Raw genomic sequence first — 18722 nt, forward strand, 5'->3', positions numbered from 1 at the left:
GGATGGGAATCCGGTCGGAAAGATTTTTATTATTTTTCCTGGCTTCCGTCGTCTTTCGCAAGCATGGTTCGGATCGCTTCCGCCATCAACTTAGGCTCGTTTTTAATCGCGATATTTTCTACGATGATATGGTCTCCGAATTTATCAGCTTTTTTGCGAGGAATACCGCTTGCAGCTGCTCGGATCTCGTCCGCACTACCTGGAGAATCGAAATTTGGGGCAGAAGTATCCATATCCGCATGTTCCGAATGGGAATGGCGACCTCCACCTTCGAGACCGTCTTCTTCTCCCCCGGTATAGGCTCCGGTGAAATTGCCAAGGAACTCTAAAAATTCAGGAACCTTGGAAGCTAATACGGAATATACTCCGAATCCGAAGACAGCCATACCGACCGTGGATAAAAATGTGATAAATGCAATATGGCCGAAGTAATTTCCGACCATGATCCCGCAGACCAGACTTATGATGAGCCCTAAAAAGGAAAAAAAGCCGAGGAAACCGATTTGCAGGTTCACTCTTCCTCGCTCTGTTGTTTCTCTCTAACGTCTACGAAATTGAAGAATTTTTTGAAGAAGCCAGTGATCCCGGAATCGTCTCCACCATCCATTTCCTGGTTCAGAAGAGAGTATGTGATCCGATTCAAACAGGCAGCAGCTTTGCTCTTAGGTGAATGGATAATATACGGTTTTTGTTCCCGGATACTTTTTTCGACCTCGTCGTCTTGGAAGATGAATCCTAAATTTTCGACTCTTACTTCCAAGAATTGACCGGAAATATCGATCACACGGTCGGCAACCTTCTTCCCTTCGATGGCAGAACGTACACGGTTGACCACCATCTTGAGATTTTTGTCTCTGCTTTGGGAGACGATCGCCTTGATCAATCCGTAAGAGTCAGTGATCGCGGTCGGTTCAGGTGTAGTAACTACGATCACATCGTCCGCAGGAAGTGTGAGTCCGATCACGTTAGAACTGATCCCTGCTCCGGTATCTATGATCATATAATCATACGAATCCAGATCCGCGAATCCTTTGATCAAATTATTTCTTTGAGTATCATTCAGGTTAGCAAGCTGAGAATAGCCGCTTGCACCCGCGATGATATCCACTCCTTCCGGAGCTTGGATGATAATGTCTTTTAAACTTTTATGTCCCTTGACTACGTGATACAAATTGTATTTTGGGATGATCCCTAAGATCACATTCACGTTAGCAAGTCCTAGGTCTCCATCGAATACAAGGACCTTCTGTCCCGCCTTAGCCATAGAGATGGCAAGGTTTACGGAGATAGTACTTTTACCGACCCCACCCTTTCCGGAAGCGATCGCTATAATCTTAGTCATAGGTTTGGTTGAAGACACGAGTTTCAAACTCGTATTACCCTCGGTAAGTTTCCGCAACTGAGTCGCTTGGTCCATCCTAACCTCTTTCTCTCGCACTTAGGTACATTATCAAAACAATTAAGCGGAGAATACTTCTCCACGGATCTCGATAATTTTTTCCGGATTTACTGCGCATTCAGCGAGTTGGTGTTTTTCCGCTGGGATCATATCGAAGGGAACTTCTTGACCAACACTTAAATGGGTAAAACCCTTATTAAGTGTATCGGCTAGTTCCAGAAATCCACCCAAAAATTCCGCTTCATCCAGTTTAGTTAATAAAATTCTACGGAATCCAAGGGGTTCGTAGGCTTTCATTACGGAGTGGGTGTGATGATACGAAGATGTGGCGGATAATACAAGGATATTTTCAACGTTGTCTCTTTCTCCGAAAGCAGACAGATATCCGTACATTTTACTAAGCTGGTCCACATTGCGATGGCTATAACCCGCAGTATCTATCAGGATTAGCTCCGATCCGTCTCTCGCCAGGGTCTCCTGAAAACGTTTCAGATCTTTTACCGCATAAAAAGGCATTTCCATGGTATCCGCGTAGCGTTTTAGCTGCTCGATTGCCGCGATCCTGTAATTGTCAGTTGTGTAGAGGGACACTGATTTTCCCATGTGGAGATGGTACTTAGCCGCTAGTTTTGCGATGCTAGTAGTCTTTCCGCTGCCAGTAGGTCCTACAAAAAAGACCACTTTCCTCTGTCCTCTTCTGGTTCCCTTGAAAATATCAGGCTCCACCTGCACTCTTTCGGAAAGAACTTCTACAATTTTTTCCTGAACTGCAACTGTACGAGAGCGATCCAAAGGAGAAAGCCTCTGCTCCGCTTGAGAAATAATTTCTTCCGCGTAAGCCTCGCTCATTCCCTCACGAACAAGTTTATCCCTCATTTTAAGGATATTGGAATCCTGCTCTTTGCGGACCGATCTGGAAATTTTAGGTTCAAATTCTTTGGAGAAAGAAAGTCCGAGGTTCTCCTCTGATTCGATCTCTTCCGAAGTTACCTCTATCAATTCTTTTGGCAAAGAAGAAGCTCTTGGGCGAGAAGTTCTTTCTTCCCAACTAGGCAATTCTTCCAGACTTCTTCTTTTTTCGGAACCCAGAGTCGACTTTTGTTTTAATAGTTCTTTTAGGTCTTGGAGTTTTTTCTCCACCTTTTCTCTGGAACTTGCCTTTTCAGGGATACCAACTTGGATCTCCACGACCTTACGGGCCATGAGTCCAGTTCCAAATACCCCGCCTTCGGTCAAAATTCTATGTTCGATGACATGGGCTTCTGGGCCATATTTCATCTTCATCTGCATTAGGCAATCCTGTAGATCCTTGCCCCTAATCTTTGCGAAATCCATGCTATCCTCCTATTTTTTCGATCAAAATATTACGTTTTCTTAACCCACTTCTGCGGGTTCGGCCGCTTGGGCCTGTGCGATCCTAAGTTCTCCGGCAATAACTGTCGGAACGGAAGAATGTACCTCTTCCAAAGCGAGTACCGCAAAGTTCCTTGGTGGGAATTCCTTCGCTAAGAAATAAGCAAAAGGCATTCGAACTTCTCTATTCACCACATAGATCGGGAATCCTCTTCCTTCTTGGACCCTGCGGTTCATATCCGCTACGGATTCCAAAAGTCTTCTTTGGAAATCCGGAGGAAGTACCAAAATATCCCTTCCTTCCAAACGGTCCTGTGCAAGAGATTTGTTCAATCTGTCCAGCACCCGACCTTCTACCACGATGACCTGAAGTTTTCCATCCACCATATAATCTTTTACGATCGTATTGGAAATCGACTGTCTTACGAATTCCGTAAGAACGTATGGATTCGGATACTTGCTCATCTTGTTTGCGACTGTTTCTAAAATTGGAACAAGGTTGCGGATTCCCAAACCTTCTCTGAGAAGATTTTGAAGAACCTGTTGTAACATTCCCAAATTTCCGGGCTTGTCCGCTTCCAATTCTTGGATAAGTGTCGGATACTGAGATCTGTAATGATCCAGAAGTTTTTTGACTTCTTCTCTTCCGAGCAAACTGGAAGCGTGAGTCGCAAGTAATTCTCTCAAATATGTGATGATAACTGTAGAAGAATCCACCACGATAAAACCTTTGGACTCCGCATCTCCTTTAGAATCTGCAGAGATCCATTTTGCAGTTCTTCCGTAAGCAGGTTCCAAGAAAGATTCTCCTTCGATAGATGAAAGGTCCTGGCTTTCTGCAGAAGGCATTGCCATGAGTTTTTCAGGACGGATCGTGCTCGAGCCGACTTCCACTCCATTGATCTTGATAGTGAATTGATCCGGAGGTATTTCCAAATTATCTAATATACGAATAGGAGGAATGACGATCCCGCTTTCACGCGCGAACTTTCCTCTTAAATTGGAAATTTGGTCCATCAATGTTCCGCCTTGAGAAGCATCCACTAATGGCACCAGATGATATCCAAATTCGATCTCGATCGGCTCGATCCTAAGTTCGTCGTAATAATCCCGAGGTTTGCGATCTCCAACCGCCTCTTTTTCCTTCTTCTCCAGAACCTCGAGCTGTTCTTGTACAGTTCTCTCAAGAGAATATGCAAGATACGCAAGCCCACCCGAAAGAAGCACCATCGGAATAAAAGGTAGGCCTGGAATAAATGAGCCAAGACCCATGGAGGCAGCAACCACATACAATACCTTAGAGTTTGCAAATAGCTGGGTCTTAAATTGTTTTGCAAGATCGCTTTCCGATCCGGAGCGGGTAACGATTATACCAGTGGCAACAGTGGTCAGAAGTGCCGGGATCTGAGAAACAAGTCCGTCACCTATGGTAAACTTTCCGTATGTTTCAATTGCAGATATGAAGGATTCTCCGCGGATACTTGCACCAATGATAACCCCACCGATCAGGTTGATTGCAGTGATGATAAGCCCTGCCCTCACGTCTCCTTGTACGAACTTACTCGCTCCATCCATGGAGCCGTAGAAGTCCACTTCTGCTTCTATCTTTTTCCTTCTCTTACGAGCTTCCGCTTCGTTTATATTTCCCGTGGAAAGTTCCATATCGATTGCCATCTGTTTACCGGGCAATGCATCCAATGTGAACCTTGCTGCCACTTCGGAAATACGGGTCGCACCTTTAGTGATCACTAATACCTGAACGATCACTAAAATTAAGAAGATAATAAATCCGACTACATACTTACTTAAACCGGATTCACTTCCTACGATGAAGGAACCGAACGCGTCTATGATCGCACTGTTTACCGCAGGACCCTTGGATAAAATTTGTCTCGTAGTAGAAACGTTCAGTGCCAATCGATAGATTGTTGTGATAAGCAATAAGCTAGGAAAAACGGAAAACTCGGACGGCTCCTTGATAGACAAAGAAGTTAGAACGATCAGTAAACTTAACGCTAAGCTGAATAATATCAGAATATCTAAAACGAATCCCGGCAAAGGAACAACAAGCATTCCAACGACAGAAACTGCTCCCGCACCCAGGATGAAGTCGGATTGTGTATACCATTTCTTATCCATAATATTCTCCTAGGGTTAGGAAGCGTTTCGGAACGCTTTCCGGAAAGATTCGAGTTTTGTAAAGATCACACTGAGTGCGGTATAGAATTTGGCAGGAACTTCTTGGCCAATTTCCACCTCATCATAGAGTGTTCTTGCCATTGGGCGGTCTTCGACAGTAACGATATCGTTTGCCTTTGCCACCCGGATAATACGTAATGCGAAATCATCTACACCCTTTGCGATCACAACTGGCGCTCTGTGTTTGTTCGGTTTATACTCTAATGCTACTGCAAAGTGAGTTGGGTTCGTAATGACCACGTCCGCTTTGGGAACTTCTGCCAGCATCTTGCTCTTTTTGATCTGGTCTCTGGCCATTTGCCTTCTTCTAGCTTGTAAAGAAGGGTCTCCATCCTGTTCCTTCATTTCTCTTTTGGATTCGGAAGGAGTCATTTTGAGTGCTTCTTCATATTCATATCTTTGGAAGAAGTAATCTCCAACGCTGATCGCGAGTAATAATATCCCTACTACTATGAAAATTTTGAATGCAGTATAAGTGATTAATGCAACGGACTCTTCGAGACCAATATTACCGAGCATCAGGATCTTAAAGAAGTCCTTCTCGATCACAAAGTAAGAAACCCAGGCTATTACAGCCACTTTGACTAAGGATTTTGCGAGTCCAAATAATGTCTGGCGGTTCGGAAGTACCTTTTTGAAATTCGGGCGTATCCTTCCGAAATTGAATGCAAGAGCCCTAGGAGCGAATAAAAATCCAGTCTGGACCACGTTACCCACAATTGCTGCAACCACTGTGATCCCCATCAAAGGAAGAAGTAGCTGTGTAATATCTGCAAGAGCATTGTTCAGAAGTTCGCTTATTGCTTCGGAGCTGATCACATTCGCGGAACGTATTCCAAAGAAATATTTTCTCAGAAGATAATAGGATTTCATGAAAAAATATTCTCCCATGAGATACATGAGAACGATCCCTGCTAATAGAACGATCGCTGATGCGACTTCGGGACTTTTAGGAACATTTCCTTTTTCTCTTTCTTCCCTTCTTCTTCTTTCGCTTGCGGGCTGGGTACGTCCCTCGTCTTCTGCTGCGAATAATTGCAGATCGATCCGGAAAGGAACGGAGACAGGTGCAGGTAGCGGTCCCTCATGTTGGAATTCCAACAAAGCGGTCTTAGAAAAGAATCCTGACAGTTTTTTCCAAAGAATTCCCATCAGTTTGGCCATCCCTTCAACATCAGGTTCATCTTTTCGAACGAAAGTTGGAACGCGTTGTCCATCTGAGTGATCAGGAAAGGAACAATGAGGATCATAACAACAAGACCGATCGCGATCTTGATCGGAAAACTCAGTTGAAGTATATTTAACTGAGGAGCTGCCTTACCCATCAATGCTTCGGAAACAGTGACCAAAAATAGGACCCCGAGTATGGGCAGAGAAATTTTGAAAGCGACTAGGAACATCGCACCGATCGCTTCTTCCATCGCCTTGTATAGACCGTCTTGAATCTCGGGCACAAGTTTCAGAACCTGCACCTTCTCAAAAGAATATACCAAACTTTCGAATAGAAAACGGTAAGCTCCCAAAGACAAAAACAGAAGCATGCCCAGCATATTCTTAAGAGTACTGATCACAGGAAGACTTGTTTGGGAAATCGGATCCAAGATCTCAGCATAACCGAAACCAAGCTGAACGTTAAAAAATTCTCCGGCCATTTGGAATGAAGAGAATACCAAGCTGACCAAAAATCCCATGAGTACACCTATCAGCACCTCGGCTATCACGACTAAACCGTAATCAGTCATATTGCCCGGAATAGGAGGGACAAATGAAGCGCTTACAGGAAATAAAATTACGGAGATCAGAAAACCAAGGGTCATCCTTTGAGCAAAACTGATAGAGGCAAAGGAGAACACAGGAGCCACGGATAGAAGCCCCACGATCCTTGCCAGGATCAAAAGAAACACTTGGAAATTTCCGATAAAGTATTCCATTTTTCTAATCTAAAACTTCTCTATCATCAGGAAAAGATCCCTGGTATAATCAGTCATGGTCTGAAGCATCCATCCTGCAAAGATCACGATCACCGCAAAAATGGATAATAACTTAGGAACAAAAGCGATCGTAGGCTCTTGGATAGAAGTTGTGGTTTGTAAAATACCGATAACAAGTCCCACTATCATTGCAGTCAGCAAGATGGGAGAAGAAAGTTTCAGGGTTACAAATAATGCGTCCCTGATCAGAGTAATTGCATCTACTTCCGTCATTTATAACTCCTTACGAGCTCGTAGACGATTAAATTCCAACCATCCACAAGTACAAATAAGATCAGCTTAAATGGCAAACTCACCATCACCGGAGGAAGCATATTCAAACCCATGGAGAGAAGAGCGGAAGCAACCACAAGATCCACTACGATAAACGGAATAAATATGATGATCCCGATCCAAAAAGCCTTCTTGATCTCTGAAAGCATAAACGCTGGAATGAGAACGTAATTCGGGACATCGTCGAAGGATTCTACATTCTCCACTTTTCCTATCTTCAGAAATAAGGCCACGTCTTTGGCACCGCTTGTCCCGATCTGCCTCATCATAAATTCTCTAAGCGGAACCATGGACTTATCGAAAAATTCGTTCGTATCTATCTTACCTTCCATGTACGGATTCAAACCTTTCTCGTACACAATATTCAAGGTAGGAGCCATGATAAAGAATGTCATAAATAACGCGAGCCCCACCATTACCTGGTTAGGCGGAAGGTTTTGGATAGAGAGTGCTCTTCTCACAAAATCCAGGACGATTACGATCTTCGTAAAAGAAGTCAAAGACATCACAATGGCAGGAGCCAAAGAAAGAATGGTAACCAAGAACAAGATCATAAGGGAAAGACTTGTCTCTCTCGGACCTTTTGCCTCGTTCACATTGATATTCAGATTTGGAATAGGGATCCTAGGTGCGTTTGCTTGGGCAAAAGTGTCCTCCGGGATCGCTATGATCAAAACGGTAAAAAGAAGAACTCCCGAAAGTATCTTCCACATAACTCTATTATGTCTCATACCTTCGGAAAACCTTTTCCCTGCCTGTGTAGCAAACCCCTCTCCCACTTTTCCCCCTAGTTCAAATCGAATAGTCCGTTCTCGAGACTATTTCTTTCCTTCTTAATTTCGTCTAACTTCTCTTTGAGTTTTCTCTGTTTCTCTTTTCTTTCTCCGGGAGTTTGGCGAAGAGTTTGTTCCTCTTCTTCCGATTTTCCGGTCAAACGAATATTCAAATCCTTTAATTGTTCCAGAGCAGTGACTAAAAATCCACCTTCAGGAGGCTTAAATTCGTCTCTCATTCTCTGTAGCCTTGCCTTTGTCTCTGTGTCCGTAATTTCGGAGATAAGATTTATACCGTTATCCGCCACACCTAATACAAAAATTTGCCCAGTCACTTCTACGATCTGCAACTGCTTGTTCGTGCCCAGGTTCAAGCTCCCGAGAAGGCTCATTTCTCCCCGAACAGGAAGAGAACCTTCTCTGGATTTTGCAAGAGTCCGTAAGATCCAATACGCGGCTCCACAAAGAATCCCTAATACAAGAACGATCCTAAAAAGTATTCCAGCAAGACTCGGCCCGTCTGAAACAGGCTTGTATCTTTCTTCTACAGGATTTGGCGCGGCTTCAGGAGCTACTTCCTTCTTCTCCTCTTGTTTAGGAGTAGAAGTTGCCGAAGATTCGGGAGCTTTTTTATCACCGGTACCCAATTCTCTTTTAAGAACTTCGTCCATTTGTTCTCTTTCGGACCCTTGAGAATACAAATCCCCAGTGATACCCGATAAAATACAAAAGACTCCGAACGCCAAAGCGAGGGAGCCGAATCCTGAAAAAAACGAATGGATCGTTTGAAAAATTCGGCTCATCCGCCTCCCGACTCCGGCTTGATCCTATCGGCCGGACTTACGATATCCGTTACACGCACACCGAAGTTTTCGTCGATGACCACGACCTCTCCCTTCGCAATCAATTTACCGTTTACTAAAAGATCCACTGGCTCACCTGCCAACTTATCCAGCTCGATGATGGAACCTTCTCCCAAACCTAAGATATCTTTAATATACATCTTGGTTCTTCCGAGTTCCACGGTCACAGACATCTGCACGTCCATGAGAAGGTTCAGGTTCGGAGTGCCTTGGGCCCCGCTTGCAGTAGCAAGGTTCGGGAAAGAAACTCCCTTCATACCTACTTGGGAAATTCCTCCGCCACCGCCCATTCCGCCTTGGTAACCACCGCCACCATAATCTCCTCCCCCTCCTCCGGATCTTTTGGAAAGGGAAAGAATATCATTTGCCATGGATAAAGAAAGAATGAACTGAACTCTAAATGAAGGAAGTCCTTCTATCGCTAAATTAAAGAAGGTCCGCACGAGTGGATCACCTTCAGGAAGTACCAATGCCGCAGGAGAAGTTACGTGCCTGGTCTCAGCAGGAGAACCATTAACTCCACCGCCGGTCTTAGCAGCGATTTGAGATTGGAGAGCTCCCATAATAGGAGTTAAACTATCTCTTAAAGTTTGGAGCTGACCTTCGTCCAGACCGCCTGAATCGAAGCCGCCCATCATCATGTTTGCGATACGAGCCGCATTGTCCGCGCCCATCGCAAGCACAACTCTTCCGTTCAGATTTCCTGAATAGGTAGAATATAATAAAAACGTGTTGGACTTAAGTTCCGCTTCCACATCCTTCCTGGTTTTTGCCTCGGAAGTTGGATTCATGAAGTTGGAAGTTTTGGAAAGAATGGCCGCTAAGGTATTCCCCGCAGTCATAAAACAATGAGAAAGAAAATCGGACAGAAGGTCCCTATCTACCGGAGAAAGACCGGCAGCTTCCTTGGACCCGCCTCCAGCAGCCATGCTACTGCCTGGATCGAATGTGTCATTTGCACCCGCTAAAAGGGCGTCTATTTCTTCCTGGGAAAGGGATCCTTCACCCATCTGGGGCACTCTCTCTTAGTTTTGGATTAGGAGACATAATAAAAAGAAATTTGTCGACCCTTTTTTTTCTTGCTCAGAAAATCGGTGAAAAAAGGCCGGGGAGCTTCCATAGATAAGAACCCAATTTGGAAGCAAAAACAAGTATATTTTCGAGAATGTACGCCCGCCGGCCGGGCGACATACTTTAGATCCTTATGCAAGCTCCAGCAACAATTTATCGAGTTCTTTGCAAAGCGGAATCCAACCCTCGGCCGCACCTAGTTCAGCCTCGCGTGCTTCGGAGGAAGCATATTTCCATACATGCGTCAGTAGTGTTAGATCGCCTTCTGTAGTAAAGGAACGCGACTCGACGGTAGCTTCTGGATTTTCCGGACCGTTTGGATCAAACGTAGACATATCCGTAGCGTAATTCTCATTATTCGCCACTTTCTCAGGTACTACTACCTCTAGAAATTTTCCATAAATACCCATTTTGGTCCCCTTGGAATCCACGAAGACATACAGGTATTTTCCCCCGACCTTAAGATCGCTCTCGCAAGTATCAAGCTTCCAGCCTTCCGGACCAGTCAGCCATCTAAGTATCAATTCTGGCTTGGTGAAACAATCGAATACCAATGCACGCGGTGCGGCGAAATAACGTGTAAGCACCACTTCGGTTTCGCCTCGAAGCTCTATCTTCACTTCCTTTTGATCTGTTTTCATTTTTGTTCTTCTCCTTCTATCTGTATTGCTTGTAATTCTTCAAGTAATCCATCGATCGTTTGGTAACGCCCTTCCCACATCTGGCGGTATTTCTCAATCCAATCCGTGGCTTTTTTAAGCGGCGCAGTTTCAAGTCGGCGCGGACGCTCTTGTGCACGGATCGTGGTCGAAATAAGGCCCGCCTGCTCCAAGACCTTCAGATGCCGCGAGATCGACGGCTGGCTCATGTTAAAGGGTTTGGCGAGCTCCATGACCGTTGTTTCGCCTTTCGCGAGACGCATAAGTATCGCGCGGCGGGTTGAATCTGCGAGTGCGGCAAATGTTAAGTCGAGATCTTGCATAGCTAATCTGTTATATAAGCTTATAGCTATATAATGGAACTAAGTCAAGCTTTTTTGGGCAGAATTTTTGCATTTAATGCGATCGGCAGACATCCCCGTATACATAGTCAAAGGATTTCTTACATTTTTGAATGGTTCGTAAGATAGGCTGCGAGAACGGGGCAAAGTAGTTTGACTCAAGAAGTCGGGTTGCGACGTTTGAACATACCATTTCCGATGAACGACATAACAAGCTTCTTATCCTGATTGAATAGCTCAGCCTTCCCTCTCGCTACCCCTATATCTCCTCTGAACTTTGAGCATTCGATAATTGTAAAATTTCCGGTCAGAATATCCCCTGGATGAATTGGCCGTTTCCATCGTAGCAAATCGGCTCCTTGCGAACCCTGGCTTGAAGTTCGGCAGAGAAATCCATCTACATAGAGTTTCATGAATATTGAAGTAGCATGCCAGCCGCTCGCAATGAGTCCGCCAAATTGGGAGGCCTTTCCCCCTTCTTCACTCAAATGAAAAGGCTGCGGATCGTATTTTGTCGCAAATTCCAAAATTTCCTCCCGGGAAACATGATAATTTCCCAGGTCATACGATTGACCTTCTTTGAGATCTTCAAAGAAAATCTCTATTTCTCTTTCGTTCACCATTTTAGAACCGCCTTACCAAATTCAGTTTGTACGAGCCAATCATCTAGATACGGATCAGCGATAATATTTGACCGCACTCTGTCACAATGAATGCAAAAACATTGTGGCTTAAGGTCGTGATTTTCAATAAATAATTAGTTCGTCGCACCTTAACTCAGGTTTTACACCTAACAGATCATAGGCTCTGTAAGAGGAATTTGGCGAAGGCTGGAACCAAGTCTCGGAGAGAGGGGGAAGAGGCGAAAGTTAGGCGGAGTGTGTGGAAATATCTTAATTAGTTATTTGTCAATCTCCAAGCTGCCTTTGGGCCTTCCAAGCCAGGAACTCTCTCCAATAACCCTTGGTCCCTCAATTTATAAAACTCGTTCTTCATTTGGTTTTCAGATCTAATGCCGGTGAGTTCCCGAGCTTGGTAATTTGATATTTGTGAATTAAACTTCAAATATTCTAATATTATTTCCATTGCACTTGCTAAAGGTGAATGCGGTAAAGTAACTTTAACATAATTACCATCTTCTATAATTTCAGGTTTCTTAAGACCGAATTCTTTCATTTTCTGAAACGTTGTGTTCAATCCCTCACCCATATCTTTGTTTGGTGGATCTGGATATCTGTTCAAAGTACGCACTATTTTTGGGTTTCGAGAATATCTTGCGTCTAAAATATTTTCAACGTTTACATAGCCAGGCAATTTTCCAGGACTGAGTATCTCGATCCGATTGTTATATATTAGTATGTGAATATCATCAGAAATTGAATAGTCCCTATGGATGAATGCGTTTACTACCGTTTCCCAAATTGCTTCTTGAGGATAAGAGATTTTTTTTAAACCTTTTGGCGTTAGGACACTAACGTTCGATAAAATCTCAGTAACTTTCTTTATTGCCATATTTATCAACAAATAAAGAGGGCCTTCTAAACTAAATTGATCTTTCAAATGATCACGTTCAGGATCGTCCTCTTTCGTTTCATATCGACTAATTTTTAATGAGCATTTTTTTGGTAATACAGCATAAGGAACAGCATGGAATAATAAAATTGCTGCGACACGGGGTTCCCATTCTTTATAGGATAGAAGATTTTGATTAACGCAGAAATCCAAAGGGTCTGTGACAGGCGAATATGACGTCAGGAACGATTTCAATTCTTTTGAATCAACTATTTGATCTGGCTCCACTGCCTTAACTACAGCGTCTTCATACGATGAAGCCCCCTTCGCAAAGGACAATTCTGAAATTTTTTGTGGATCTTTTATTGGAAGGCATTGCGCACCGTATCGTTGATAAACTGAACCGTCCGATGTCTTGTGCACATTGGCACCTTTTTCAACTAATATACTAAGTATGTAACCCGGTCTAGCATTGCACTTTAAGATATTATATTTTAAATCTATATTTGGATTTAGATTAAATAGAACCTGTAAGTAGCTATTCATCGCTTCAATCTTGTTAAAGCCATCCCATCTTTTTTCAACGTCCTCTTCTTCTTTCTCATCTTTAATTCCTATGCAAATTTCTCCTCCATCAGCATTTGCAAACGCAACTGCAATTTTTTCTAATTTGGCGGGAGCGATCAGTTTTGATTTATTATCATGAAAATGTGATTCTTGTCGTTTGCATAATTCGATTGCATCTCTTTCAGATAGTTCCAATGTTTTCATAGATTTCCTCCAAAAATAGCGTACAACTACAAGATCCGCTCCCTTCCGCCCAACTCCAAATTCCCATAGCCCACCCAATATCCACTAACGTCATCCACCCTTCAACAACAAAAACCCCATACACGAAGGGCCAGAGATCGAGGCGGGGTCCATGTATATTAGTATTTTATGGAATTGTACTTTAGAAAGATCCCATGGACCGGAGCGGAGAGCCCGGTCCTTTGCGAAAGCAAAGGAGGCCCCCGACGACCTTCGCAACTTTCTTTGTTTTTTACGTTTTTGGCAGGCTTCCACGGCGGTCTATTTTTCTGTTAAAAGTTAGCTTTTTACGGTTCTGTACCCAAGGTCTCTTTTGGATTTTTCATATTTTTTCATGGATTGGGCTTGACTGACGATCCGAAGTCCTGTATTTTACCAAATGGTAAATTAACTAAATGGTTAAATACGACACACAATCCGATCGACTGAGTAATACATTCTCTGCCCTGGCAGACCCGACCCGAAGGGAAATCCTTCTCTATTTGGTCTCCGGAGAGGCAACTGTTAAGGAATTGGCGGAACCTTTCAATATGAGCCTGCCAGGAATTTCCAAACATCTAAAGGTTTTGGAAAAGGCCGGCCTAATAGAAAGGGGAAGAGAGGCCCAATGGAGACCTTGCAAGATACGACCGGAGGGTCTAAAGGAAGCTTCCGGTTGGTTGGATCATTACAAACATTTCTGGGAAGAAAGTTTGGATCGTTTAGACGCGTATCTCCAAGAACTCCAAGGAAAAAATAAGGAGCCGGAAAAATAGACCGGCTGCTTCGGGAATTTGTCCCGGTGCTATATTAGAATTATATAAAAAGGTACATTCAGAATGTCTGAAACAAAAACTGAAAACACGGCCAAGGCCACTAAAAAAGAGTGGATTGGACTAGCGGTAATCGCACTGCCCTGCCTGCTATATGCAATGGATTTAACGGTCCTTTATCTGGCAGCTCCTCAATTGTCCGCGGATCTTAACCCTACACCTTCTCAACAATTATGGATCATGGATATCTATGGTTTCTTGGTCGCCGGTTTCTTGGTGATCATGGGGAATCTGGGAGATAGGATTGGTCGTCGTAAACTTCTTCTCTATGGAGCGGCAGCATTCGGAGTGGCATCCGTTCTTGCGGCATTCTCTCCCAGTTCAGAGATCCTGATCCTAACCCGTGCGATCCTTGGGATCACTGCGGCCACTTTGGCTCCTTCTACACTATCATTAATTCGTAATATGTTTTTGGACCCGGAAGAAAGGACTTTTGCGATCGGTATCTGGGGAATGAGTTTCTCTCTTGGCGGAGCCATAGGTCCTCTTGTAGGCGGGGTTCTACTGGAATATTTCTGGTGGGGTTCCGTTTTCTTGATGAGCGTTCCGGTTATGATCCTTCTTCTTATCGTTGGTCCTAAACTTCTCCCTGAATTTAAGGATCCAAATTCTAGCAAAATGGATATTCCAAGCGCAATTCTATCTTTAATATCCGTGCTTTCGGTTATCTACGGCTTAAAGCAGATCGCAGAGAACGGCTGGGGAATTGTTCCTATTCTTACGATACTTACGGGACTTGTAATCGGAGCGATCTTTATCAGAAGACAGACAACTCTCACAGATCCAATGATAGATCTCCAGTTGTTTAAACTTCCTGCGTTCACCGCAGCGGTCATAGGAAATACGATGACCATTTTCGTAGGCTTGGGAGCCTTCTTGTTTATTTCCCAATACTTACAATTAGTTTTAGGACTTTCTCCTTTGGAAGCAGGACTCTGGACCCTTCCTGGTGCACTTGGCAATATAGTCGGCTCACTAACCATCCACATGATCGTTCGGATTATGCGCCCGTTATACGTAATATTAGGCGGTCTTGCATTACTTGCGATCGGAATGTATTTATACACTCTGATCAATACCGAAAACGGGATCTGGATGATTACTGTGGGATCACTGGTCATGTCTTTCGGTATCTGTGCAGTTGTGATCTTAGGAACGGATATCATCGTCAGTTCCGCACCTCCAGAAAGAGCAGGTGCAGCCGCTTCTATTTCTGAAACTGCGGCTGAATTTGGTGGAGTATTAGGGATCGCAGTTCTTGGAAGTATAGGTGTTGCGATCTTCAAATCCAGGATCAACTCAATCGATCTTCCTGGCCTCACTCCGGAACAATTCGAAAGTTCTCATAATACTTTAGCTTCTGCGGTAGCCGTGGCAAAGGAACTTCCGGAACCGAGTAGACAGATCCTACTTACTACTGCTCAAGGTGCATTCACCGATTCATTACATTTTATTTCTCTATTGGGTGTGGGGATCTCCATCGCCTTAGCGTTTGTGATCTTCTCCATATTAAGAAATAGAAAAGAAACGGAAGCAATCCCTGAGCCGGCAGAATTGGAAAAATCGGCTAGATAATATTAAAATATAATAAATAAGGAAAATAGAATGAAAGCAGAAGTTTCAGTTGTTGGAAAAGAAATTATAGGCATCAAGGTACTTGATGCACCCAGAGAATTGGTTTGGGATGTTTGGACCGACCCGAAAAAAGTAGCTATTTGGTGGGGACCAAACGGTTTTACGAATACAATCCACGAAATGAGCGTAAAACCGGGAGGGATCTGGAGATTTATGATGCATGGTCCGGATGGAACGGATTATCCGAATCATATCCAGTTCATAGAAGTGGTCAAACCTGAAAAACTGGTCTACGATCACGGGGATGATGTTAACCCCAAACAATTCCATGTAATCGTTCTTTTCGAAGAAGAAGGTTCCAAAACCAAACTTACTATGAGAACCATATTCTCGAGCGAAGAAGAGGCAAAAGAGATCTCCAAATACGCTGTTGATGGACTTGGCCAGACTCTAGGACGTCTAGAAGAATTCCTGGAAAAGAAATAAGGAGCTTCGGATAAATTCCGAAGTATTTTCGAATATATTAATCTTTTAAAACGAGGAGAAGAAGTTCGTGAGCGAGATCAAACAATCTGAATTTAAGGAAATGATACTGACTAGGACTCTCAATGCTCCCAGAGACCTGGTCTGGAAGGCTTGGACGGATCCTAATATGGTATCACAATGGTGGGGTCCTCATGGTTTTACGGCTCCTCTATGCCAACTGGATCTTCGTCCAGGCGGTAAGATATTGATCCATATGAAAGATCCGGAAGGCGGGGTCAATCCGATGAACGGCGAATATAAAGAGATAGTCCCTTTGGAAAAGATCGTATTCTCCTCTTATATCGCTTTCGAGATGGACGGCAAAAAACCTGCGGCGGAGATACTGATCACAATTCTGTTCGCAGATAAGGGTTCTCAAACTGAAATACAAGTGCGTGCACTTCCTATCAAAGTGGATCCGGAACTTTTCCCTGCGGTGGAAGGTATGGAAGAAGGTTGGACCCAAACTCTGGACAAACTTACGGCGATTTTCGCTTAATTTTGATCGGATAGGCCCGCCGGAAAATCAAAACAAATATTAAGGAAATAGAATATGAAAGTAAATCTATTGCAAATACTGAGCTTTTGGATCATCATTTTTCCTTTTCAAAAAAGGAAAAAAGCCAGGGTTTAAGATGGACATGAAAGTGGGAGGTTACTTCCACTATTGCCATAAATTTCCGACCAAGGAAGAAATTTGGATCAAGGGAATGTACAATGAGATCATTCCTAAGGAAAAGATCGTTTTTACCGCTTACTTTTCGGACCCGGAAGGCAATCAGGTGGAAAAGATCGGATTTCCTCTGGAGATGAAAATCACAGTTCGATTTTTTTCGGAAAAAGAAACCACTCAGATAGAGATCGAACATGAAGGATTGGAGATCGATCAGGGCGAGAGCCAGGGTTGGACGGAAGCCTTGGACAGATTAGCGGAACTTCTCCGTAGGATCCAAGAATCTTAATCGAAGTAAATCCGAGTAGATTAAATTCTATCCCTAAGAGTGTTTTTTGCTCTTGGGGATTTTTTAGTGATAGATTATATCCGCAAAATTTTAGACGCGAGAGTGTACGACGTCGCAGTCCATACTCCCTTGGACCCAATGATCCGAATGAGCCAAAGATTAAATTCTTCGGTTCTTTTAAAAAGAGAAGATCTCCAACCAATATTCTCCTTTAAGATCAGAGGAGCATACAATCTAATTTCCAGACTTTCTAACGAGGAAAAAAGATCCGGAGTGATCTGCGCTTCCGCGGGAAATCATGCGCAAGGAGTCGCACTATCCTCTCAAAAATTAGGTATTAAGGCGATCATAGTAATGCCGATCACTACACCATCTATCAAAATAGAAGCGGTGCAATATTTCGGAGCGGAGATCGTTCTTCATGGAGATACTTTCGACGAAGCGTATTCTCATGCTCGAAAATTAGAAAAGGAGAAGGGACTAAAATTCATCCATCCTTATGACGATCCGGATGTGATCGCAGGACAAGGGACAGTAGGTTTAGAAATTTTACAGCAGTATCCTGGTCCGATCGAAGCAGTTTTTATCCCTATAGGAGGCGGAGGTTTAGCGGCCGGAGTAGCTTCTTATATTAAATTTTTAAGACCTGAGATCAAACTAATTGGAGTAGAACCTTCGGATGCAGCTTCGATGAAAGAAGCAATCTCCGCAGGCAAAAGAGTGATCTTAGACAGAGTCGGATTATTTGCGGATGGAGTTGCAGTCAGGCAAGCCGGGGAAGAAACATTCAGAATTTGTAAAGAACTTTTAGACGATGTGCTGGTAGCAAACACAGACGAGATCTGTGCCGCAGTCAAAGACATATTCGAAGACATGAGAGTGATCGCAGAACCAGCGGGAGCCCTGTCTCTCGCAGGATTAAAATCTTACACAACCCAAAATCCGGAGCGAACCGGAGCTCTAATCGCGATCAATAGCGGAGCCAATATGAATTTCGATAGGCTCAGACATGTTGCGGAAAGAGCAGAGATCGGAGAATCTAGGGAAATTCTACTTGGAGTCACAATCCCCGAAAAACCGGGAAGTTATTTAAAATTCGTCCAGACTCTAGGAAATAAGATCATCACCGAATTCAATTATAGATATGCCACAGACAAACGAGCGCATGTATTCGTAGGTCTGAAATTGAAAGGTTCTCATTCGGAAAAAGAAAAAGTAATCTCCGAATTGGAATCGTTGGGTTACGAAGTCTTGGATATCAGTGCAAATGAGACCGCAAAGATCCATATTCGTTACATGGTGGGCGGGAGAGTTTCCGAACTCAAAGAGGAGATTATCTTTAGATGTGAATTTCCAGAACGTCCAGGCGCTTTGCTGAAATTTTTGGAATCGGTAGGAACCAATTGGAATATTACATTATTCCATTATAGGAATCATGGAGCGGATTACGGAAGGGTCTTGGTGGGATTTCAGGTACCTACTTCCGATAGAGAGGGTTTTAGAGAAAAGCTGAAAAGTTTAGGATACCCTTATGAAGAAGAAACGGATAATCCTGCTTATAAAATGTTTTTGCACAGTGCTTGATGCGAAGCCAGATCGATTGT

General features: G+C 43.6%; 20 protein-coding genes. 6 read left to right on the plus strand and 14 right to left on the minus strand.

Features of this window, described 5'->3' with window-relative positions; translation table 11 throughout:
* Nucleotides 1-29: 29 nt before the first annotated feature.
* From LPTSP_RS04635 to LPTSP_RS04700, 14 genes are all read right to left on the minus strand, one after another.
* Nucleotides 30-515: a hypothetical protein gene (locus LPTSP_RS04635; protein ID WP_108927655.1), complete on the minus strand. Its 486-nt coding sequence runs from the start codon at nucleotides 513-515 to the stop codon at nucleotides 30-32.
* Nucleotides 512-1417, minus strand: coding sequence for a MinD/ParA family protein (locus LPTSP_RS04640; protein WP_020770813.1), 906 nt, complete (start codon nucleotides 1415-1417; stop codon nucleotides 512-514). Before LPTSP_RS04640 ends, LPTSP_RS04635 begins: the two co-directional genes overlap by 4 nt.
* Nucleotides 1418-1459: 42 nt before the next feature.
* Nucleotides 1460-2734: a flagellar biosynthesis GTPase FlhF gene (gene flhF / locus LPTSP_RS04645; RefSeq protein WP_108927656.1), complete on the minus strand. Its 1275-nt coding sequence runs from the start codon at nucleotides 2732-2734 to the stop codon at nucleotides 1460-1462.
* A gap of 39 nt (nucleotides 2735-2773) precedes the next feature.
* Nucleotides 2774-4891: a flagellar biosynthesis protein FlhA gene (locus LPTSP_RS04650; protein ID WP_108927657.1), complete on the minus strand. Its 2118-nt coding sequence runs from the start codon at nucleotides 4889-4891 to the stop codon at nucleotides 2774-2776.
* A gap of 15 nt (nucleotides 4892-4906) precedes the next feature.
* Nucleotides 4907-6115: an EscU/YscU/HrcU family type III secretion system export apparatus switch protein gene (locus tag LPTSP_RS04655; RefSeq protein WP_245915462.1), complete on the minus strand. Its 1209-nt coding sequence runs from the start codon at nucleotides 6113-6115 to the stop codon at nucleotides 4907-4909.
* The gene (gene fliR, locus LPTSP_RS04660; RefSeq protein ID WP_108927658.1) at nucleotides 6103-6882 is read right to left on the minus strand and encodes a flagellar biosynthetic protein FliR; all 780 of its coding nucleotides are present in this window, start codon (nucleotides 6880-6882) and stop codon (nucleotides 6103-6105) included. Before fliR ends, LPTSP_RS04655 begins: the two co-directional genes overlap by 13 nt.
* A 9-nt stretch (nucleotides 6883-6891) precedes the next feature.
* On the minus strand, nucleotides 6892-7155 hold the full coding sequence (fliQ, locus tag LPTSP_RS04665) for a flagellar biosynthesis protein FliQ (RefSeq protein WP_108927659.1): 264 nt from the start codon (nucleotides 7153-7155) through the stop codon (nucleotides 6892-6894).
* The gene (fliP, locus tag LPTSP_RS04670) at nucleotides 7152-7946 is read right to left on the minus strand and encodes a flagellar type III secretion system pore protein FliP (protein WP_174704425.1); all 795 of its coding nucleotides are present in this window, start codon (nucleotides 7944-7946) and stop codon (nucleotides 7152-7154) included. Before fliP ends, fliQ begins: the two co-directional genes overlap by 4 nt.
* 56 nt (nucleotides 7947-8002) lie before the next feature.
* Nucleotides 8003-8791, minus strand: a complete 789-nt coding sequence (gene fliO, locus LPTSP_RS04675; protein ID WP_108927661.1) for a flagellar biosynthetic protein FliO — start codon at nucleotides 8789-8791, stop codon at nucleotides 8003-8005.
* Entirely contained in the window at nucleotides 8788-9861 is a 1074-nt protein-coding gene (gene fliN / locus LPTSP_RS04680) for a flagellar motor switch protein FliN (RefSeq protein ID WP_108927662.1), read from the minus strand. The genes fliO and fliN overlap by 4 nt, the downstream gene beginning before the upstream one ends.
* Nucleotides 9862-10053: 192 nt before the next feature.
* The gene (locus LPTSP_RS04685) at nucleotides 10054-10563 is read right to left on the minus strand and encodes an SRPBCC domain-containing protein (RefSeq protein ID WP_108927663.1); all 510 of its coding nucleotides are present in this window, start codon (nucleotides 10561-10563) and stop codon (nucleotides 10054-10056) included.
* Nucleotides 10560-10904, minus strand: coding sequence for an ArsR/SmtB family transcription factor (locus LPTSP_RS04690; RefSeq protein ID WP_108927664.1), 345 nt, complete (start codon nucleotides 10902-10904; stop codon nucleotides 10560-10562). Before LPTSP_RS04690 ends, LPTSP_RS04685 begins: the two co-directional genes overlap by 4 nt.
* A 176-nt stretch (nucleotides 10905-11080) precedes the next feature.
* Nucleotides 11081-11545 (minus strand): MaoC family dehydratase, encoded by a 465-nt coding sequence (locus LPTSP_RS04695; RefSeq protein WP_108927665.1) that lies wholly within the window; start codon nucleotides 11543-11545, stop codon nucleotides 11081-11083.
* A gap of 274 nt (nucleotides 11546-11819) precedes the next feature.
* Nucleotides 11820-13205, minus strand: a complete 1386-nt coding sequence (locus tag LPTSP_RS04700) for an ATP-binding protein (RefSeq protein ID WP_108927819.1) — start codon at nucleotides 13203-13205, stop codon at nucleotides 11820-11822.
* 434 nt (nucleotides 13206-13639) lie between these two features.
* Here LPTSP_RS04700 and LPTSP_RS04705 point away from each other — a divergent pair, with 434 nt between their 5' ends.
* From LPTSP_RS04705 to ilvA, 6 genes are all read left to right on the plus strand, one after another.
* A complete protein-coding gene (locus tag LPTSP_RS04705) occupies nucleotides 13640-13999 on the plus strand; it encodes an ArsR/SmtB family transcription factor (RefSeq protein WP_108927666.1) in 360 nt (119 codons plus the stop codon).
* 63 nt (nucleotides 14000-14062) lie between these two features.
* On the plus strand, nucleotides 14063-15631 hold the full coding sequence (locus tag LPTSP_RS04710; RefSeq protein WP_108927667.1) for an MFS transporter: 1569 nt from the start codon (nucleotides 14063-14065) through the stop codon (nucleotides 15629-15631).
* A gap of 30 nt (nucleotides 15632-15661) precedes the next feature.
* Nucleotides 15662-16117, plus strand: coding sequence for an SRPBCC family protein (locus LPTSP_RS04715; RefSeq protein WP_108927668.1), 456 nt, complete (start codon nucleotides 15662-15664; stop codon nucleotides 16115-16117).
* A gap of 67 nt (nucleotides 16118-16184) precedes the next feature.
* The gene (locus LPTSP_RS04720; RefSeq protein ID WP_108927669.1) at nucleotides 16185-16655 is read left to right on the plus strand and encodes an SRPBCC family protein; all 471 of its coding nucleotides are present in this window, start codon (nucleotides 16185-16187) and stop codon (nucleotides 16653-16655) included.
* Between the two features lie 136 nt (nucleotides 16656-16791).
* A complete protein-coding gene (locus LPTSP_RS04725) occupies nucleotides 16792-17118 on the plus strand; it encodes an SRPBCC family protein (protein ID WP_108927670.1) in 327 nt (108 codons plus the stop codon).
* 66 nt (nucleotides 17119-17184) lie between these two features.
* On the plus strand, nucleotides 17185-18702 hold the full coding sequence (gene ilvA, locus LPTSP_RS04730; RefSeq protein ID WP_108927820.1) for a threonine ammonia-lyase, biosynthetic: 1518 nt from the start codon (nucleotides 17185-17187) through the stop codon (nucleotides 18700-18702).
* The last annotated feature ends 20 nt before the right edge of the window (nucleotides 18703-18722 follow it).

Origin of the sequence: Leptospira johnsonii (assembly GCF_003112675.1) — a bacterium.
GTDB lineage: Bacteria > Spirochaetota > Leptospiria > Leptospirales > Leptospiraceae > Leptospira_B > Leptospira_B johnsonii.